This window comes from Aeromonas sp. R4-3 (assembly GCF_040908275.1).
GTDB lineage: Bacteria > Pseudomonadota > Gammaproteobacteria > Enterobacterales > Aeromonadaceae > Aeromonas > Aeromonas rivipollensis.
Genome location: NZ_JBFODK010000021.1, coordinates 113611 through 129128 on the forward strand (window position 1 = coordinate 113611; position 15518 = coordinate 129128).

Below are 15518 nucleotides of genomic sequence, written 5' to 3' on the forward strand. Positions count from 1 at the left end.
GGGAGCCTTCATGAGCTGGCTCCCATATTGCTGCGACGCAAACGGGTATGATCTCACACCCTTGTTGATTGGAACCCCGTCGTGACCCTCTCCATCTTCGCGGCCATCTTGCTGGCCGCCTTGTTGCACGCCCTGTGGAATGCGCTGGCTAAGCGCCAGGCCGAGGGGCGTGTCAGCGTGCTGCTGGTCTCCCTCTGCTCCGGCCTCTTCTCCCTGCCTTTCCTGCCGCTGGTAGGGTGGCCGGCCCAAGTCGAATATCCCTGGTTGGCGCTTTCCATCCTGTTGCACTGCGGTTATTGCCTCTTTCTCGGCCGAGCCTACCGCTTGGGGGAGTTTGGCCAGATCTATCCGCTGGCCCGTGGCAGCGCCCCTCTGGTGACACTGCTGCTCGGTGCCTTGCTGCTGGGGGAGGTGCCCGGTGTCGTGGCTGTGGTGGGGGCCATGGTGCTGGTGGGCGGAGTCTTGTTGATGGCCTGGCGTGGCGGCATCAGGCTGGCGCCTGCGGCCCTGTGCGCCGTGCTGATCACGGCGCTGTTTACCGCCGCCTATACCCTGTCTGACGGGGTCGGGGCCCGCTCGGCGGGGGAGCCGATACGCTACACCCTCTGGCTCTTTACCCTGACGGCCCTGGTGATGCCGCTGCTGATGAGATGGCAGAGCCGCACCGCCTTGCGCAGCCTGACCCGGGCCGAGTGGTACTCGGGCGCCCTGGGTGGCGCCCTCTCGCTGCTCGCCTATGGGATCGTCATCTGGGCCATGACCCGGGCCCCCATCGGGCTGGTGGCGGCGCTGCGCGAGAGCAGCGTGCTGTTTGCCGTGCTGCTCTCCTGGCTCTGGCTGGGGGAGCGGCTGGGGCGGGTCAGGCTGATGGCGGCCTTGGTGATCCTCTGCGGCATACTGTTGATCCGGCTTGGCTGATGAGGCGAAGCCGGGTCGGTCGTCGACTCAGGGGGTGACTTCGGAGAGCAGGCTGAATCCCTCCTCTGCGGGGACGAGCCGCACCCTGACCTGACCCAGCTCCGCCAGGCTGCCGGCATGGGTGCCGCCGCAGGGGATGGTCAGCTCTTGCCCTTCCAGGGTGCAGTGCCAGTAACGAGAGTCGATGATGGCCTCCCCTGCTCGCGAGCGGCGGATCTCGCCCCCCGCAACCAGCCAGTCGGCGAGTTGCCGGTTGACCTTTTCTTCTATCAGCGCCAGATCCGCCAGCAGGGCCTCGCCGTTGACCCCCTTCTTGCGCAGGCTCTTGCCGATGCGGTATTGCTCCCGGGAGCCCATGGGCTCTACGCGCGAGCTCTGGATGGCGAGGCGGTCGAAGTCGGGCTGATCCAGCGCGTCGCGCTCGCTCACTTCCTTGCGCCAGTAAGGGGCGAGCGCCCGGTTAAGGGCCAGCGCCACCAGATGGCAGCCGCTGTGGCCCAGACTCAGGGCATGGCGGGCATCCTTGTTCACCCGCAGCTCCACCCGGCTGCCAAGGTGCGGAGGATGGCCGCCTGCCAGGGGATGCACCACCACGAAGGCCCAGCCCTCGGCGCCCCGCTTGACCGGAATATCCTGATCCACGAACAACCTGCCTTCCGGGCTGATGGCCCCCATCCGGCAGGGACCCACGGCCGCCTCGCCACCATCCCAGCGCACAGTGCCCACATCGCCAGGCTGATCGGGCCAGAGGTGGCTCTGGGGGTGGAAGGGGGTGAGGTCGGTGACCAGCAGGCTGGGTTGCCCCTGCTCGTAATAGACGACGTTGGCCTGTTCCTGATGATGGCCCAGCACGAAGCTGACTCGGGTATGTTCCATGGCAAGGCTCCCGCAACGAGAAAAAGAGAAGAGAAAGCGGCAGCATACGCCAAAGCGGGGACCGGCTCATTAACCTCTGTTAACGAGCCGGCCCCAAGATGGCGGGATGAGCACTAGATCATGGTGACCAGCAGATAGGCGTTGAGGCCGATCACCAGGGCGACTATGAGGCGACCGACTGCCTGGGTCAGTGGATGGTTGCGATGCTCTCCCATCAGGGCGCGATCACCGGTCAGGATCAGCAGCGGAATCAGTGCCAGCGCTATGCCAAAGCTCAGAATGACCTGGCTCAGCACCAGGATCTCGGTGGTGTTGAGCCCCATGGCGATCACCACGAAGGCGGGGGCCATGGTGATGGCCCGGCGCAGCCAGAGCGGTATGGTGAAGCGCACTAAGCCCTGCATCACCACCTGGCCTGCCAGGGTCCCGACCACTGTGGAGGAGATGCCGGATGCGACCAGGGAGAGGCCGAACAGGGTGGCGGCAGCCTGACCCAGCAAGGGAGTGAGTGTCTGGTAGGCCGTTTCCAGCTCAGCCACCTGCTGGTGGCCCGAGTCGTGGAAGGCCGCGGCGGCCATGGCCATCATGGCCAGGTTGACGAAGCCGGCTATGGTCATGGCGATGGCCACATCGACTCGGGTGCTGTGCAGCCGCTGGGAAAGGGTTCCCTGATCCTGGGTGTGCTGGGTCAGCGCTGAGTGGAGGTAGATGACGTGGGGCATCACTGTCGCCCCCAGCACGCCGGCGGCGAGATAGACGGCATCGCCGTTGGGCAGGCCGGGGAAGAGGGCGCCTTCCAGCAGGCTGGGCAGATGGGGGCGGGAGAAGACCAGCTCGACTATGTAGGCGGCGGCCACGAACAGCAGCAGACCGCCCACCACGAATTCCAGCGGCTTCTGGCCGCGGGATTGCAGCATGAGAATGCCCCAGGTGACCACGGCCGTGATGCAGGCCCCTTCCAGCAGGGTCACCCCGAACAGCAGTTTGAAGCCCACCGCAGCGCCGATGAACTCGGCGAGATCCGTGGCCATGGCAATGATCTCCGCCTGCACCCAGTATGCCCAGACCGCAGGTTTGGGCAGGCGGTCGCGGATGTGTTCCGCCAGGTTCTTGCCGGTGACTATACCGAGCTTGGCGGAGAGGGTCTGCACCACCATGGCCATCAGGTTGGCCCAGACCACCACCCACAGCAGTTGATAACCGAAGGTGGATCCGGCCTGGATGTTGGTGGCGAAGTTGCCCGGATCTATGTAGCCGATGGCGGCGATGAAGGCGGGGCCAAGCAGGGTCAGCTTGAATTTGCGGGCCGGGATGGCCGTGGTCAATGCGGGTTGCATGGTGTCACCCTCCATAAGAGCATGGAGATAGCATAGATCTAAATGATAATTGTTATCAATTGAAGTTTTGCATCAGGGTCATCGACAAAAACATCTGTCGACGCCAGTTGCAGTGGGAGATGTGATTTCGTACAATACGCCGCCCTAGAAAGCAGCGTCTAAACACCACTATGTTCCTTGCCTCCGAGGTCTGGCTGCACCTGGGCGGAGGCTGAATTAATCCGTAAGGAGCTAAAATGCGTCATTACGAAATCGTCTTCATGGTTCATCCGGACCAGAGCGAGCAAGTACCTGGCATGATCGAGCGTTACACCGGCGCTATCACCACCGCTGGTGGCACCATTCATCGCCTGGAAGATTGGGGCCGTCGTCAACTGGCTTACCCGATCGACAAGCTGCACAAGGCTCACTATGTTCTGATGAACGTAGAAGCTGAGCAGGCCGTTATCGACGAACTGGAAACCAACTTCCGCTTCAACGATGCCGTTATCCGCAACATGATCATGCGCACCAAGCACGCCGTGACTGAAGTTTCTCCGATGGCCAAGGCCAAGGAAGAGCGCTTCACCCGTCGTGACGACGAGCGCCGCGAAGATGCTGTTGAAGCGTCTTCCGAAGAGTAATTCTTAGATCACCGCATTAGAGGATAAAGGCCATGGCACGTTATTTCCGTCGTCGTAAGTTCTGCCGCTTCACCGCCGAGAACGTTACCGAGATCGACTACAAAGATATCGTTACTCTGAAAAACTACGTCACTGAATCTGGCAAGATCGTACCGAGCCGTATCACCGGTACCCGCGCCAAGTATCAGCGTCAGCTGGCACGCGCCATCAAGCGTGCTCGTTACCTGGCTCTGCTGCCGTACACCGATCTGCACAACAAGTAAGAATCGGTCCGGCACTTAAGCCTAACTCAACTTTTATAGAGGAAAGGTAATGCAAGTTATCCTGCTCGACAAAATCGCCAAACTGGGCGGTCTGGGTGATCAAGTCGCTGTTAAAGCTGGCTACGCCCGTAACTATCTGATCCCGCAAGGCAAAGCCGTTATGGCTACCAAGGCCAACATCGAGACCTTCGATGCTCGCCGTGCTGAACTGGAAGCCAAACTGGCTGCCGGTAAAGCTGCCGCTGAAGAGCGCGCTGCCAAGCTGGGTGAACTGGCTGCCGTTGTCATCGCCTCCAAGTCTGGCGACGAAGGCAAGCTGTTCGGTTCCATCGGTACCCGTGACGTGGCTGAAGCCATCACTGCTGCCGGCGTCGCCGTTGCCAAGAGCGAAGTCCGTATGGGCAACGTTCTGCGTAACACCGGCGAGTACGAAGTTGTTGTTCAGCTGCACGCTGACGTCAAGGCAACCGTACAGATCCAGGTTGTTGCTCTGTAATAGCGATTCGCTTTGCAGAAAAAACCCGCGCACATGCGCGGGTTTTTTTCTTTTTGAATCAAGAGGGGATCAAGGGGTAGAGTGAGGTTCTGTTCCTTTGGAGGAGAACCTGTATGGCAGCCTGGGTCGAAGGTCGGGTACTCGAGCGCATCGAGTGGACGCCCACCCTGTTTTCCTTGCGCATAGCGGCGGATCTCGCCCCCTACAAGGCGGGGCAATTTACCAAGCTGGCCCTGCAACGGGGCGAGCAGCGGATCCAGCGCGCCTATTCCTTCGTCAATCCCCCCTCAGCCCCCTATCACGAATTCTATCTGGTGGAGATCCCGGACGGCGAACTGACTCCCGCCCTCGGAGCCTTGCAATTGGGGGATACCTTGCTGGTTCAGTCCCAGGCCACGGGTTTCCTGACCCTGGACGAGCTCCCGCCGGGACGGGATCTCTGGCTGCTCTCCACCGGCACGGCCATAGGCCCCTTCCTCGCCATGCTGGCGGAGGGGGAGGCATTCGAGCGTTTCGAGAATCTGGTGCTGGTACAGGGGGTGCGCAAGGGGGAGGAGCTCACCTATCAGGGCCTGATTACCAGCCTGGTCGAGCAGTATGGACCCCGTTTTCACTATGTACCCTTCGTCAGCCGCGAACCCTGGCCCGGTGCGCTGCCCGGTCGGATCCCGGCGGCTATCGCCAGCGGCGAGCTGCAGGCCAGGGTCGGGCTCGCCTTCTCGGCCGAGCACAGTCAGGTGATGATCTGCGGCAATCCCGCCATGGTGAAGGAGACGCAGCTAACCCTGCTGGATCTGGGTCTTGCCAAGAACCTGCGCCGGGCCCCCGGCAACATCAGCGTGGAAAATTACTGGTAGACGCCAGCAGGGGCGGTCAGCGGCCGACCTTGTCACCGTCGCGCTTGCCAGAGCTCTCGGCGCAGGCGTTATTGCCCTGTGGCGGCCGTCTCGCTCCCTGTGCTTCCTGGCGGGCGCCGGGATCCTGGGCGGCGCTGCGCCGGGCAAGAGGGGCTTCAAATGCGGCGCCGCTGTTCAGTAACCGGGCGAGCAGATGGGAGATGGTGTTGCGCATGATGGCCTCGATGACGGCTGGAGGAGAGGCAGTCTATCGCCGCCAGCCTTAACCGGGGCGGAACAGGATCCTGGCATCATCGTTGTGAATATTGTCAGAAATGGGCGGTGAACGTGCGTGAAATGGCCTGGTTCATACTTTTTTGCCAAGGGTATCAAGGTGTTCCATTGATCCTGGGTTGGCAGAATGGCAGTTGCCTGTTCCCGGGGCTCGTGAGCCGAGCGTAGGATATGGCGGCCACCGCCTGCACAGGTGGCCGCATTCAGGGGCTGGGGCCCCTGAACCATCACTTGTTTTTGCCTTTCCCGTTTCCCTTATCCTTGTTCTTCCCGTTGCCGTGATTGTCCCAGTCGTCCTTGTCGTGGCCCTTGCCCGGGTTGTTGCCGCTGTGGATGCTGCGGTTGTAGTGGTCGCGATACTTGCCATCCATGTTGTCACAGTTGAGCTTGATGCGGCTGCTGCGGGTGCTGACATCCAAGCAGTTATCCTGCCACCAGCCATACTCCTTGTCGTCCCAATCCAGGCTGATCTGGCCTCGATCGGTGGAGATCCTGACGTCGTCGTTGTTCTTGGAGGGAGGGGCCGCAAAGGCGACGCCCTGGGCCATCAGCAGAGCGCACAGCAGGGTGCTCCTGTGCATGATGGTATTGCGCTTGAAGTGGGTCATATCAGAGATGCTCCTGGGGGGAAGGGTTACTCTTCCTGGCTGGTCGGGATCTGGTTGCTGCTGGGGGGCTGGTTGCGGAGCGCCTCATCATCCAGGTTGAGCTTCACGCCCTTGCAATCGGGTGAGGTCTCCTCACCGACCCCAAGATCCAGACAGCCGGTCTGCGACCAGTCAAATTGTGTGTCATTCCAGTCCAGTTTGAAGGTGAGCTCGTCAACGGAGAAAGTTTGATTCCCCTGCTCCTGAGCCTGGACCGATGAGGTGGAGGTGCCGGCAACCAGAAGAAGGGAGAGCAGCAGCTTAGTCGTTCTGTTCATGATGGCCTCGGATAATGGCAATAGGGAGTCAGTGTAGCGCGCCGGGCTGAACCCGGGCACAACGAAACATGCCCTTCAAGTCTGAGGTCGATTGTAGCGGTTTTCTGCTGCCGATTTGTCCGTTTTGGTCGCACTATGGACAGCTGGTTATCCATATGAAGGAATTCAGGTATTTGCCCTTCTCTCCGACCGCCCGCTGACTATAATCGGCAGCCAACTTTTCCTGCACGGCACTCCCTCTTCATCATGACCACACAGGCTCCTGCCGCATTGCGCTATCCCAAGGGCTGGTTCGCACTGACCACGGTGTACAGTTTTACCGGGTTGGCCATTCTGGCCTCCATCGTCTTCTCCCTGCTGCTGTTTCTCTCCATCGACGACAACCCGCTGATGAAGTGGCTGTTTGGCGGCCTGGCCATCATCTTCGAGCTGGGCAAGTTCTATGTCTGGTATGAATACGGCGAGTGCAAGGCGCGTCGCGATCTCGGCGGTGCCTTCTGGTCGCTGCTGTTTTACAGCGTGCTGGCCGCCATCTCCATAGGTGGCAGCATAGGCGGCATCAACAGCGCCACCAACACCATACTGAGCCAGCAGGCACGCCACGAGCGGGAGATAGCCCGTTTCGACGAGCAGATCGCCAGCATAGAGCGGCAGATCCAGCTCAACGAGGAGGCGGCGCGCAAGTACATAGAGATGGCGCGTATCTCCAGCGGCGTGAGCGGATTGCAGCAGGCCAACACCCGGCTCAGGCTGAAGCAGGATGAGCTGCGCCAGGAGCGCGACGCCAAGCCTGTCAATGAGCAGTCCTCCATGCTGGGGTTGATGAGCAGCCTGGCGGACGGGGTGGGCATGAGCATCAGCCAGGTGCAGTTCCTGCTGGTCTGCTTCCTCTCGGTGTTGCTGGATGCGTTCGGTGCCTTTTTCGTCAGCCTGATCGGCGAGGAGAACCGCTTCCGCCGTCAATGGCAGTGGCTGCGGGCGCGAGAGCAGGCCGAGGCGCGCCAGATCGAATCAGCCGCCGCCGCGCCCATGGTGGTGAGCAGACCCGAGCCCGCACCGGCCGTGGTGGCCCAGGTGCGCAGCGCGCTGGAGAGTGGCGAGCTCAAGTGCAGCAAGCGCAAGGTGGCAGAGGCCCTCTCCCTGTCGCTGGAAGAGGTGGACCGTGTGTTCCACCATCTGCTGGCAGAGGGGGTGCTGGGGCAGGGCAGCAATCGCCACTACCACCTCAGTTCACAGGCAGGTTGAGATCCGGGCCACCTCAGGGTGGCCTTTTTGTTGCCGCAGGCGGCGTCAGTGGGTGAGCACCATCATCAGGCTGAAGAAGGCGGCGAGCCCCCCACCTATGCCAATGATCCAGTAAAACCCCTTGGCCCCCTGCTTGAGCGGGATGCGGAAGTAGAGCAGAAACGCCCACCACCCCAGGGCCAGCAACAGAGGAATAAGAAACATTCGAGCCATGGTGTCCTCGCTGTTATTCTGTTGATCCTTGATCAATCAACAGGATGGATTGTGCAATGACGCAGCTACAGATTACCGCATTCGGCGACCCCTCGGTACTTCGGCTCAACCCCTCCCTCGACAAGGTGCCTGCGGAAGGGGAAGTGCGGGTGCGCATCTGCTTTGCGGGGGTCAACCCCATAGATGCCAAGACCCGCGCCGGCCTCGGCTGGGCGGCGGCCCAGAACAAGGACAAGCTGCCCTGGACCCCGGGTTATGACGTCTCCGGCGTGGTGGAGAAGGTCGGCCCCAATGTCACCACCCTGGTGGAAGGGGATAAGGTGTGCGGCATGGTGGGCTTTCCCCTGACGGCCGGTGGCTATGGGGAGTCTGTGGTGGCGCGCGAAGACGAGCTGGTCAAGCTCGACGGGGTCAGCCTCAAGCAAGGGGCGGCACTGCCGCTGGCAGGCCTCACCGCCTGGCAGGGACTGTTCGAACACGGTGCCCTCAAGAGCGGGCAGCGGGTGCTGATCCTGGCCGGTGCCGGTGGCGTGGGCCATCTGGCGGTGCAGTTTGCCGCCGCCTACGGGGCCCAGGTCGTGGTCACGGCAGGGCCTGACAACCACAGCTTCCTGCACGGGCTCGGGGCCAGCCAGATGGTGGATTACCACGACGCCGACTGGCCTTCACAGGTGGTGGCGGCCGGCGGCCCGGTGGATCTGGTGCTGGATCTGGTGGGCGGCGAGAGCGGCAAGGCGGCGCTGGCCTGCGTCAAACCGGGTGGCCGCCTGGTGACTGTGCCCACCATCACGGCCCAGCAGATCAAGGAGGCGGGGGCCGAGGCGGGCATTGAGGTGCTCGGCATGCTGGTCCACCCCGACAGCAAGCAGCTGACCCAGGTGCTGATGCTGCTGCGTCAGGGGGATGTGCATATCACCATCTCCGGCGAGTACCCGCTGGGGGAAGGGGCGCTGGCCCATCAGGCCATCGAGGGCGGCCATGTGCGGGGCAAGCTGCTGCTGCGCATGCCTGCCGCCGACGGCCAGCCCGGATGAACGACATTGCCGAGATGGGGCTGGGCTGGCTGTTTCTGAGCGCCTTCACCTCGGCCACCCTGCTGCCCGGCAGCTCGGAAGTGCTGCTGGGGGCCATGGCCACCCGGGGAGAGTGGAGCATGGCCAGCCTGCTGCTGTGGGCGACGCTGGGCAACACCCTGGGCTCCATGACCACCTGGTGGCTCGGCCGACTCGCCACATCGAAGAAAAAACCGGAAGATTTTCAAGGCTGTGGGGAACAAAAGGCGCTCACCTGGCTCAAACAACATGGTCACTGGTGCCTGCTGCTCGCCTGGACGCCGGTGATCGGCGATGGTCTCTGCCTGCTGGCCGGTTGGCTTCGCCTCTCCTTCTGGCGCTCTCTCATCCTGATCGGGCTCGGCAAATTGTTTCGTTATGCCCTGGTGTTTCTGCTGGCCAGCCAGATCTTCTAGCCCATTCTTGTCACTCACGAGGTAACCGTGAACAAACTCATTCCATTAAGCATTCTCCTGGGGTTTTCCCTGCCCGCACTGGCAGCGCCCACCCTGGTGTCCGAGCAGGTCAAGCAGGAAGGCAAGCTCGGCATTCCCTATCAGATGTACAAGCTGGACAACGGCCTGACCGTGATCCTGGCGCCGGACAAGTCTGACCCTCTGGTGCACCTGGATGTCACCTATCACGTGGGATCGTCCCGCGAAACGGTCGGCAAGTCGGGGTTTGCCCACTTCTTCGAGCACATGATGTTCCAGGGCTCCAAGCACGTTGGCGATCAGGAGCACATGCGGATCATCAACGAGGCCGGTGGCGAGATGAACGGCACCACCAACAAGGACAGGACCAACTATTTCGAGACGGTACCGGCCAACCAGCTGGAGAAGGTGCTCTGGCTGGAGGCGGATCGCATGGGCTTCCTGCTCGATGCGGTGAGCCAGAAGAAGTTCGAGATCCAGCGCGCCACCGTCAAGAACGAGCGAGCCCAGCGCATCGACAACCAGCCCTACGGCCTGCTGAGTGAGAAGGTGGGGGAGGCGCTCTATCCGCGCACCCATCCCTACTCCTGGCAGCCCATCGGCTATGTGGAGGATCTGGACAGGGTCGATGTGAACGACCTCAAGCAGTTCTTCCTGCGCTGGTATGGTCCGAACAACGCCACCCTCACCCTGGGCGGCGATTTCGACACCAAGCAGGCGCTGGCCTGGATTGAGCAATACTTCGGCCCCATCCCCCGTGGCCCCGAGGTGGCCGAGCCGACGCCGGAGCCTGCGACCCTGCCCGAGACCCGCTATGTGACGCTGGAAGACAAGGTGCACCTGCCGCTGCTCTACATCAGCTATCCGACCGTCTCCCTCGGCGACCCCCAGGAGCCGGCGCTGGACATCTTTGCCGACGTGCTCGGCGGCTCCGCCAGCTCCATGCTCTATCAGTCCCTGGTCAAGACAGGCAAGGCCATCGAGGTAGGGGCCTCCCACTCCTGCGAGGAGCTGGCCTGTACCCTGGCGGTCTACGCCTACCCTAACCCGGCGGTGGATGGCAGCCTCAAGACCCTCAAGGGGGAAGTGGACAAGGTGATCGGCGAGTTTGCCGGTCGCGGCATCAAGCCAGAGGATCTGGAGAAAGCCATCAGCAGCTATCGCGCCTCGGCCATCTGGGGGCTGGACAGCGTGTCCGGCAAGGTGAGCCAGCTCGCCATGGGTCAGGTGCTGGCTCAGGATCCCAACTATGTGTTCAAGAACCTGGATGCCATAGGTCAGGTGAACGCCCAGCAGGTCAAGGCGGCCTACGACAAGTTCATCGCGAACAAGCCCTCTGTGGTGTTGAGCGTGGTGCCCAAGGGCAAGACCCAGTGGCAGGCGGGCACGCCTAACTTCACCCCGGCCAAGCGCGAGCTGCCGGATTACAGCCAGCATGGGGAGCCGTTGGCCCAGCAAACGGTCAAGGACAGCTTCGACCGCAGCGTGGAGCCCAAGACGGCGGAGGCGGTCAGCGTCAAGGTGCCGGCCATCTGGCATGGCAAGCTGGACAAGGGCATCGAGATCATCGGCACCCAGAGTGACGAGATCCCGGCCGTCTCCATCATGATTGCCCTGCCAGGCGGCATCCGGGCCGAGGGCAAGGGCGAGCTGGGGCTGGCCAGCCTCACCGCCGCTATGCTGGGGCAGGGGACGGCGCGCCTCTCCGAGGCCGAGCTCAGCGACGAGCTGCAAAAGCTCGGCGCCAGCATCAGCGTCTCGACCGCCCAGTACAACAACCTCATCACCATCAGCAGCCTGACCGACAAGCTGCCCCAGACGCTGGCACTGGTGCGCGAGGTGCTGCTGCAACCCGGCCTGCGGGAGGCGGACTTCGAGCGGCTCAAGGCGCAGATGCTGCAAGGCATGAAGCAGAGCGAGCAGCAGCCCGAGTGGCTGGCGGGGCAGGCGTTCCGTGAGCTGGTCTACGGCGAGCAGAACCGCCTCGGTCAGCCGACCGACGGGGTGCTGACCGATGTCGAGAAGCTGACCCTGGCGGACGTGAAGCGCTTCTATCACGCCTACTACAACCCGACCAATGCCAAGGTGGTGGTGACCGGGGATGTGACCCAGCAACAGGTCGAACAGCAGCTCGGCTTCCTCACCCAGTGGCAGGGGCCTGCCCCTACCCTGGGGGATCTCAAGCTCAAGGGCGAGCAGGCCAAGCCGGGCATCTATCTGGTGGACAAGCCGGGGGCGCCCCAGTCGGTGATCCGCATTGGCCGCCGTGCCATGCCGTTTGACACCACCGGGGACTACTTCGTCGCCAACCTGATGAACTTCAACCTGGGGGGCAACTTCAACAGCCGCATCAACCTCAACCTGCGGGAAGACAAGGGCTACACCTATGGTGCCAGCTCGGGCTTCCAGGCGAACCGCGAGGCCGGCATCTTCGCCACCGGCGCCAACGTGCGCACCGATGCCACCGCAGATGCCATCCGCCAGTTCCTCAAGGAGATGGATGGCTACCGGGCGAGCGGCCCCACCCCGGTGGAGCTGGCCTATATGCGCAGCGCCGTCTCCCAGCAGGATGCGCTCTCCTACGAGACCCTCGGTCAGAAGGCGGGCTTCCTGCTGCAGATGATCATGTATGGGCTGAAGCCGGACTATGTGCAGGCCCAGAACCAGCTGATCAAAACGGTGTCGCCTGAGACGCTAAAAGCCAGTGCGGCACGCTGGCTCGACCCGGCCGACATGGTGATTGTGGTGGTGGGGGACAAGCAAAAGCTTGAAAAACCCTTGAGCGAGCTTCATCTTCCCATCTATCCGCTGCAACTGCCCTGAGGGGCGTTGCAAAAAAATGAGCGCCGCCCCAGGTGGGGCGGCCATACATGAGCCGTGAATATGACTACTACTAGCTTGTCGCTCACCGAGTTGCTGACCGCGCTGGGCACCCCGGATCGGGTGGCCGCCCTCAAGGGGATCCGGCGCGGGATCGAACGTGAATGTCTGCGCATCACCCCGGAAGGGACCCTGGCCCAGACCGATCACCCCAGAGGCCTGGGGTCGGCCCTGACCCATGCCAACATCACCACCGACTACTCCGAGAGCCTGCTGGAGTTCATCACCCCGGCGACCGACTCCATCGAGAGCCTGATCGAGCAGCTTGGCGACATCCATCGCCACGCCATTCACCACCTGGGGGATGAGCGGATCTGGCCCCTCTCCATGCCTTGCTTCGTCGGCGACGAGGAGAGCATCCGCCTGGCCCAGTACGGCAGCTCCAACATAGGCCGGATGAAGACCCTCTATCGCCAGGGCTTGAAGAACCGTTACGGCAGCCTGATGCAGGTGATCGCCGGGGTGCACTTCAACTTCTCCATGCCGGACAGCTTCTGGTGCGAGTGGCAGGATCTGGTGGGCGAGGGGTGCTGCAGCCAGCGCTTCATCTCCGACAAGTACATGGGACTGATCCGCAACGTCTATCGCTTCGGCTGGCTGGTGCCCTATCTGTTCGGTGCCTCCCCGGCCATCTGCGACTCCTTCCTCAAGGGGCGCAAGAGCAGCCTGCCGTTCCAGAAGATTGGCAAGGGGACCCTCTATCTGCCCTATGCCACCGCCCTGCGTCTGTCCGATCTCGGTTACACCAACAGCGCCCAGGCGGGGCTCAAGATCAGCCATGACAACCTGCCCGCTTACGTGAGCAGCCTGCGCCGTGCCATCAACACCCATGATCCCGAGTTCGCCAAGATAGGGGTCAAGGTGAACGGCGAGTACCGCCAGCTCAACGACAACGTGCTGCAGCTGGAGAACGAGCTGTACGCCCCGATCCGGCCCAAGCGCACCCCGCGCAGCGGCGAGAAGCCCTCGGATGCGCTGGAGCAGCGCGGCATCGAATACATAGAGCTGCGCACAGTGGACGTCAATCCCTTCACGCCGTTCGGCATAGAGGTGGATCAGATCCGCTTCTTCGATCTGTTCCTGGTCTGGTGCCTGCTGCGCCCGTCTCCCGTGCTGGATGACGAGGAGATAGCCCGCAACCGTCGCAACCAGAACAAGGTGGTGTTGGAAGGGCGCCGTCCCGGTCTTGAACTGGAAGACGAGCAGGGTCATGCCATCGGTCTCAAGGAGTACGGGCTCAAGCTGTTCGACGAGCTGGCCCAGGTCGCCGAGCTGCTGGATCGCTGCTGTGGTCGCAACCGTTACCGGGAAACCCTGGCCATGCACCGCGAGAAGCTGCTCAACCCCGAGCTGACCTACTCCGCCCGCCTGCTCAAGCAGTTGCTGGAAAGCGGCCAGGACAACGGCTGCTTCGGCGATGCCCTGGCGAGCCGTTACCGGGAAGAGATGCTGAGTGGTGAGCTGCAGTACTGGGATGAGGCCTACTTCGCCGGCGAGGCGCGGGACTCCCTGGCCAAGCAGCGGGAGCGGGAGCGCGGTGACAGCCTGTCGTTCGACGACTTCCTCGCCGACTATTTCGGTACCCGGCAGAGCACCTGAGTGCCTGCCCCTGATGACGAGAGCCGCTCCCTTGAGCGGCTTTTTTCATGGGCGTTCGGGGGCCATTCGCGGCGGCCGGACATAAAAAAACGGCCCCGAAGGGCCGTTTGGCAAGGAGTTGCTCGCTATCAGAGGATGAGACCGCCGAAGAAGAAGCCCAGCGCCACTGCCATGGCGATGGTGGCCACGCCCGGGATGAAGAAGGGGTGGTTGAACACCGCCTTGCCAATCCGGGTGGAGCCGGTGTCGTCCATCTCGACCGCCGCCAGCAGGGTCGGATAGGTCGGCAGCACGAACAGGGCGCTCACGGCGGCGAAGGAGGCGATGGCCGCCAGCGGGCTGACGCCCAGTGCCAGTGCGGCCGGCATCAGTGCCTTGGTGGTGGCACCCTGGGAGTAGAGCAGCATGGAGGAGAAGAACAGCACCACGGCCAGCAGCCAGCTGTACTGGCTCAGCAGATCGCCGGCGAACGCCTGGATCTCGACCATGTTGCCCTTCACGAAGACGTTGCCGAGCCAGGCCACACCCAGTACGCAGATACAGGCGGACATACCGGACTTGAAGGTCGGCATGTTGGTGATCTGGGCGGCGTCCAGCTTGCAGAACAGCACCATCAGGGTGGCGGCGGAGAGCATGATGCCCATGATGGCGCCATCGCGGGGGATGGGCGGGCTGGCGATCAGGCCCACGTTGCCGGAGATGGCGGTGGCATAGGCCATAACGGCGACGATGGCGACGACGAAGATGCCGACGGAGAGCTTGGCGTAAGGCTTGAGCTCAACCTTGCTGGTGCCGCGCAGCTTGATCAGGCCCTTGGCCTTGCGCTCCAGGTAGACTTCATCCTGCTCCAGCGGCTTGCCCAGCATGTTGGCCACGAAGGCCCCCAGCAGACAGGCGATGAAGCTGGACGGGATGCAGATGGCCAGCAGGGTCAGGTAGTCGACACCGAGCGGCTCCAGCATGCCGGAGAAGGCGACCACGGCTGCCGAGATGGGCGAGGCTGTGATGGCGATCTGGGAGGCAACGACCGCGATGGAGAGCGGACGGGAGGGGCGAATGCCCTGCTCCTTGGCCACTTCTGCTATCACCGGCAGGGTGGAGAAGGCGGTGTGACCGGTACCGGCCAGCATGGTCATCAGGTAGGTGACGACGGGGGCGGCGAAGGTGATGTGCTTGGGATTCTTGCGCAGTGCCTTCTCGGCCAGGTGCACCAGGTAGTCCATCCCGCCGGCGAGCTGCATGCAGGCGATGGCGCAGATGACGGACGCGATGATCATGATCACGTCCCAGGGGAGGTAGGCAACCAGCTGATCGCTCGGGATGGGCATGCCCAGACCCCAGGTCAGTACCAGCACCCCCAGACCACCGGCAAAGCCGATGCCGATGCTGCCTATCCGGGCCCCCAGATAGATAGCGGCGAGCACCACAAGTAACTCGATTCCAATCATAGCGAACACTCCATTTTCCAGTTTTTTTAGGTTTTATTAGGCAGAAAGCCAATTCCCGACGGGACTAGCAGGAGGCCGC

Annotated in this window: 17 protein-coding genes; 10 read left to right on the forward strand and 7 right to left on the reverse strand. The window is 62.6% G+C overall.

The genetic code is table 11. The features are described from left to right. The first annotated feature begins 81 nt into the window (after positions 1 to 81). Entirely contained in the window at positions 82 to 918 is an 837-nt protein-coding gene (locus AB5Y91_RS05155) for an EamA family transporter (protein WP_368169226.1), read from the forward strand. Between the two features lie 27 nt (positions 919 to 945). On the opposite strand, the gene AB5Y91_RS05160 is transcribed toward AB5Y91_RS05155, so the two are convergent. Further along, on the reverse strand, positions 946 to 1794 hold the full coding sequence (locus AB5Y91_RS05160) for a hypothetical protein (RefSeq protein WP_368169227.1): 849 nt from the start codon (positions 1792 to 1794) through the stop codon (positions 946 to 948). A gap of 113 nt (positions 1795 to 1907) precedes the next feature. Further along, a complete protein-coding gene (locus AB5Y91_RS05165) occupies positions 1908 to 3131 on the reverse strand; it encodes an Nramp family divalent metal transporter (RefSeq protein ID WP_368169228.1) in 1224 nt (407 codons plus the stop codon). Between the two features lie 236 nt (positions 3132 to 3367). Between AB5Y91_RS05165 and rpsF the strand changes: the two genes are divergently transcribed. From rpsF to AB5Y91_RS05185, 4 genes are all read left to right on the forward strand, one after another. Then, the gene (rpsF, locus tag AB5Y91_RS05170; protein WP_005331771.1) at positions 3368 to 3754 is read left to right on the forward strand and encodes a 30S ribosomal protein S6; all 387 of its coding nucleotides are present in this window, start codon (positions 3368 to 3370) and stop codon (positions 3752 to 3754) included. Between the two features lie 32 nt (positions 3755 to 3786). Continuing rightward, positions 3787 to 4017, forward strand: coding sequence for a 30S ribosomal protein S18 (gene rpsR, locus AB5Y91_RS05175; protein WP_005313392.1), 231 nt, complete (start codon positions 3787 to 3789; stop codon positions 4015 to 4017). A 49-nt stretch (positions 4018 to 4066) separates the two neighbouring features. Next, positions 4067 to 4513: a 50S ribosomal protein L9 gene (rplI, locus tag AB5Y91_RS05180; protein WP_005331773.1), complete on the forward strand. Its 447-nt coding sequence runs from the start codon at positions 4067 to 4069 to the stop codon at positions 4511 to 4513. A 113-nt stretch (positions 4514 to 4626) separates the two neighbouring features. Next, complete coding sequence (locus AB5Y91_RS05185) at positions 4627 to 5370, forward strand: ferredoxin--NADP reductase (protein ID WP_163156684.1); 744 nt, start codon at positions 4627 to 4629, stop codon at positions 5368 to 5370. A 16-nt stretch (positions 5371 to 5386) separates the two neighbouring features. On the opposite strand, the gene AB5Y91_RS05190 is transcribed toward AB5Y91_RS05185, so the two are convergent. From AB5Y91_RS05190 to AB5Y91_RS05200, 3 genes are all read right to left on the reverse strand, one after another. After that, on the reverse strand, positions 5387 to 5584 hold the full coding sequence (locus AB5Y91_RS05190; protein WP_368169229.1) for a hypothetical protein: 198 nt from the start codon (positions 5582 to 5584) through the stop codon (positions 5387 to 5389). A gap of 286 nt (positions 5585 to 5870) precedes the next feature. Then, positions 5871 to 6251: a hypothetical protein gene (locus AB5Y91_RS05195; RefSeq protein ID WP_234676033.1), complete on the reverse strand. Its 381-nt coding sequence runs from the start codon at positions 6249 to 6251 to the stop codon at positions 5871 to 5873. 26 nt (positions 6252 to 6277) lie between these two features. Continuing rightward, positions 6278 to 6568, reverse strand: coding sequence for a hypothetical protein (locus AB5Y91_RS05200; protein ID WP_171275434.1), 291 nt, complete (start codon positions 6566 to 6568; stop codon positions 6278 to 6280). A 246-nt stretch (positions 6569 to 6814) separates the two neighbouring features. On the opposite strand from AB5Y91_RS05200, the gene AB5Y91_RS05205 reads away from it, so the two are divergent. Beyond that, positions 6815 to 7813, forward strand: a complete 999-nt coding sequence (locus AB5Y91_RS05205; protein WP_162520010.1) for a Preprotein translocase subunit SecY — start codon at positions 6815 to 6817, stop codon at positions 7811 to 7813. Between the two features lie 45 nt (positions 7814 to 7858). On the opposite strand, the gene AB5Y91_RS05210 is transcribed toward AB5Y91_RS05205, so the two are convergent. After that, complete coding sequence (locus AB5Y91_RS05210) at positions 7859 to 8026, reverse strand: hypothetical protein (RefSeq protein ID WP_162472074.1); 168 nt, start codon at positions 8024 to 8026, stop codon at positions 7859 to 7861. 56 nt (positions 8027 to 8082) lie between these two features. On the opposite strand from AB5Y91_RS05210, the gene AB5Y91_RS05215 reads away from it, so the two are divergent. From AB5Y91_RS05215 to gshA, 4 genes are read left to right on the forward strand one after another with little or no spacing between them, the layout of a single operon-like run. After that, positions 8083 to 9060 (forward strand): NADP-dependent oxidoreductase, encoded by a 978-nt coding sequence (locus tag AB5Y91_RS05215; protein ID WP_368169230.1) that lies wholly within the window; start codon positions 8083 to 8085, stop codon positions 9058 to 9060. Beyond that, entirely contained in the window at positions 9057 to 9494 is a 438-nt protein-coding gene (locus AB5Y91_RS05220) for a YqaA family protein (RefSeq protein ID WP_368169231.1), read from the forward strand. Before AB5Y91_RS05215 ends, AB5Y91_RS05220 begins: the two co-directional genes overlap by 4 nt. Positions 9495 to 9521: 27 nt before the next feature. Then, positions 9522 to 12335, forward strand: a complete 2814-nt coding sequence (locus tag AB5Y91_RS05225) for a pitrilysin family protein (RefSeq protein WP_106884966.1) — start codon at positions 9522 to 9524, stop codon at positions 12333 to 12335. Positions 12336 to 12395: 60 nt separating this feature from the next. Continuing rightward, positions 12396 to 13991 carry a glutamate--cysteine ligase gene (gene gshA, locus AB5Y91_RS05230; RefSeq protein WP_368169232.1) on the forward strand — a complete coding sequence of 532 codons (1596 nt, stop codon included), beginning with the start codon at positions 12396 to 12398 and terminating at the stop codon, positions 13989 to 13991. 128 nt (positions 13992 to 14119) lie between these two features. Here gshA and AB5Y91_RS05235 read toward each other — a convergent pair whose 3' ends face one another. Continuing rightward, a complete protein-coding gene (locus AB5Y91_RS05235) occupies positions 14120 to 15439 on the reverse strand; it encodes an anaerobic C4-dicarboxylate transporter (protein ID WP_106884965.1) in 1320 nt (439 codons plus the stop codon). Between the last annotated feature and the right edge of the window lie 79 nt (positions 15440 to 15518).

Coding starts and splice junctions, on each gene's coding strand:
- AB5Y91_RS05165 (WP_368169228.1), bottom strand. CDS start 3,131: ATGCAACCCGCATTGACCACGGCCATCCCGGCCCGCAAATTCAAGCTG.
- AB5Y91_RS05210 (WP_162472074.1), bottom strand. CDS start 8,026: ATGGCTCGAATGTTTCTTATTCCTCTGTTGCTGGCCCTGGGGTGGTGG.
- AB5Y91_RS05185 (WP_163156684.1), top strand. CDS start 4,627: ATGGCAGCCTGGGTCGAAGGTCGGGTACTCGAGCGCATCGAGTGGACG.
- rplI (WP_005331773.1), top strand. CDS start 4,067: ATGCAAGTTATCCTGCTCGACAAAATCGCCAAACTGGGCGGTCTGGGT.
- rpsR (WP_005313392.1), top strand. CDS start 3,787: ATGGCACGTTATTTCCGTCGTCGTAAGTTCTGCCGCTTCACCGCCGAG.
- AB5Y91_RS05215 (WP_368169230.1), top strand. CDS start 8,083: ATGACGCAGCTACAGATTACCGCATTCGGCGACCCCTCGGTACTTCGG.
- AB5Y91_RS05160 (WP_368169227.1), bottom strand. CDS start 1,794: ATGGAACATACCCGAGTCAGCTTCGTGCTGGGCCATCATCAGGAACAG.
- AB5Y91_RS05205 (WP_162520010.1), top strand. CDS start 6,815: ATGACCACACAGGCTCCTGCCGCATTGCGCTATCCCAAGGGCTGGTTC.
- rpsF (WP_005331771.1), top strand. CDS start 3,368: ATGCGTCATTACGAAATCGTCTTCATGGTTCATCCGGACCAGAGCGAG.
- AB5Y91_RS05220 (WP_368169231.1), top strand. CDS start 9,057: ATGAACGACATTGCCGAGATGGGGCTGGGCTGGCTGTTTCTGAGCGCC.
- AB5Y91_RS05190 (WP_368169229.1), bottom strand. CDS start 5,584: ATGCGCAACACCATCTCCCATCTGCTCGCCCGGTTACTGAACAGCGGC.
- AB5Y91_RS05235 (WP_106884965.1), bottom strand. CDS start 15,439: ATGATTGGAATCGAGTTACTTGTGGTGCTCGCCGCTATCTATCTGGGG.
- gshA (WP_368169232.1), top strand. CDS start 12,396: ATGACTACTACTAGCTTGTCGCTCACCGAGTTGCTGACCGCGCTGGGC.
- AB5Y91_RS05200 (WP_171275434.1), bottom strand. CDS start 6,568: ATGAACAGAACGACTAAGCTGCTGCTCTCCCTTCTTCTGGTTGCCGGC.
- AB5Y91_RS05195 (WP_234676033.1), bottom strand. CDS start 6,251: ATGACCCACTTCAAGCGCAATACCATCATGCACAGGAGCACCCTGCTG.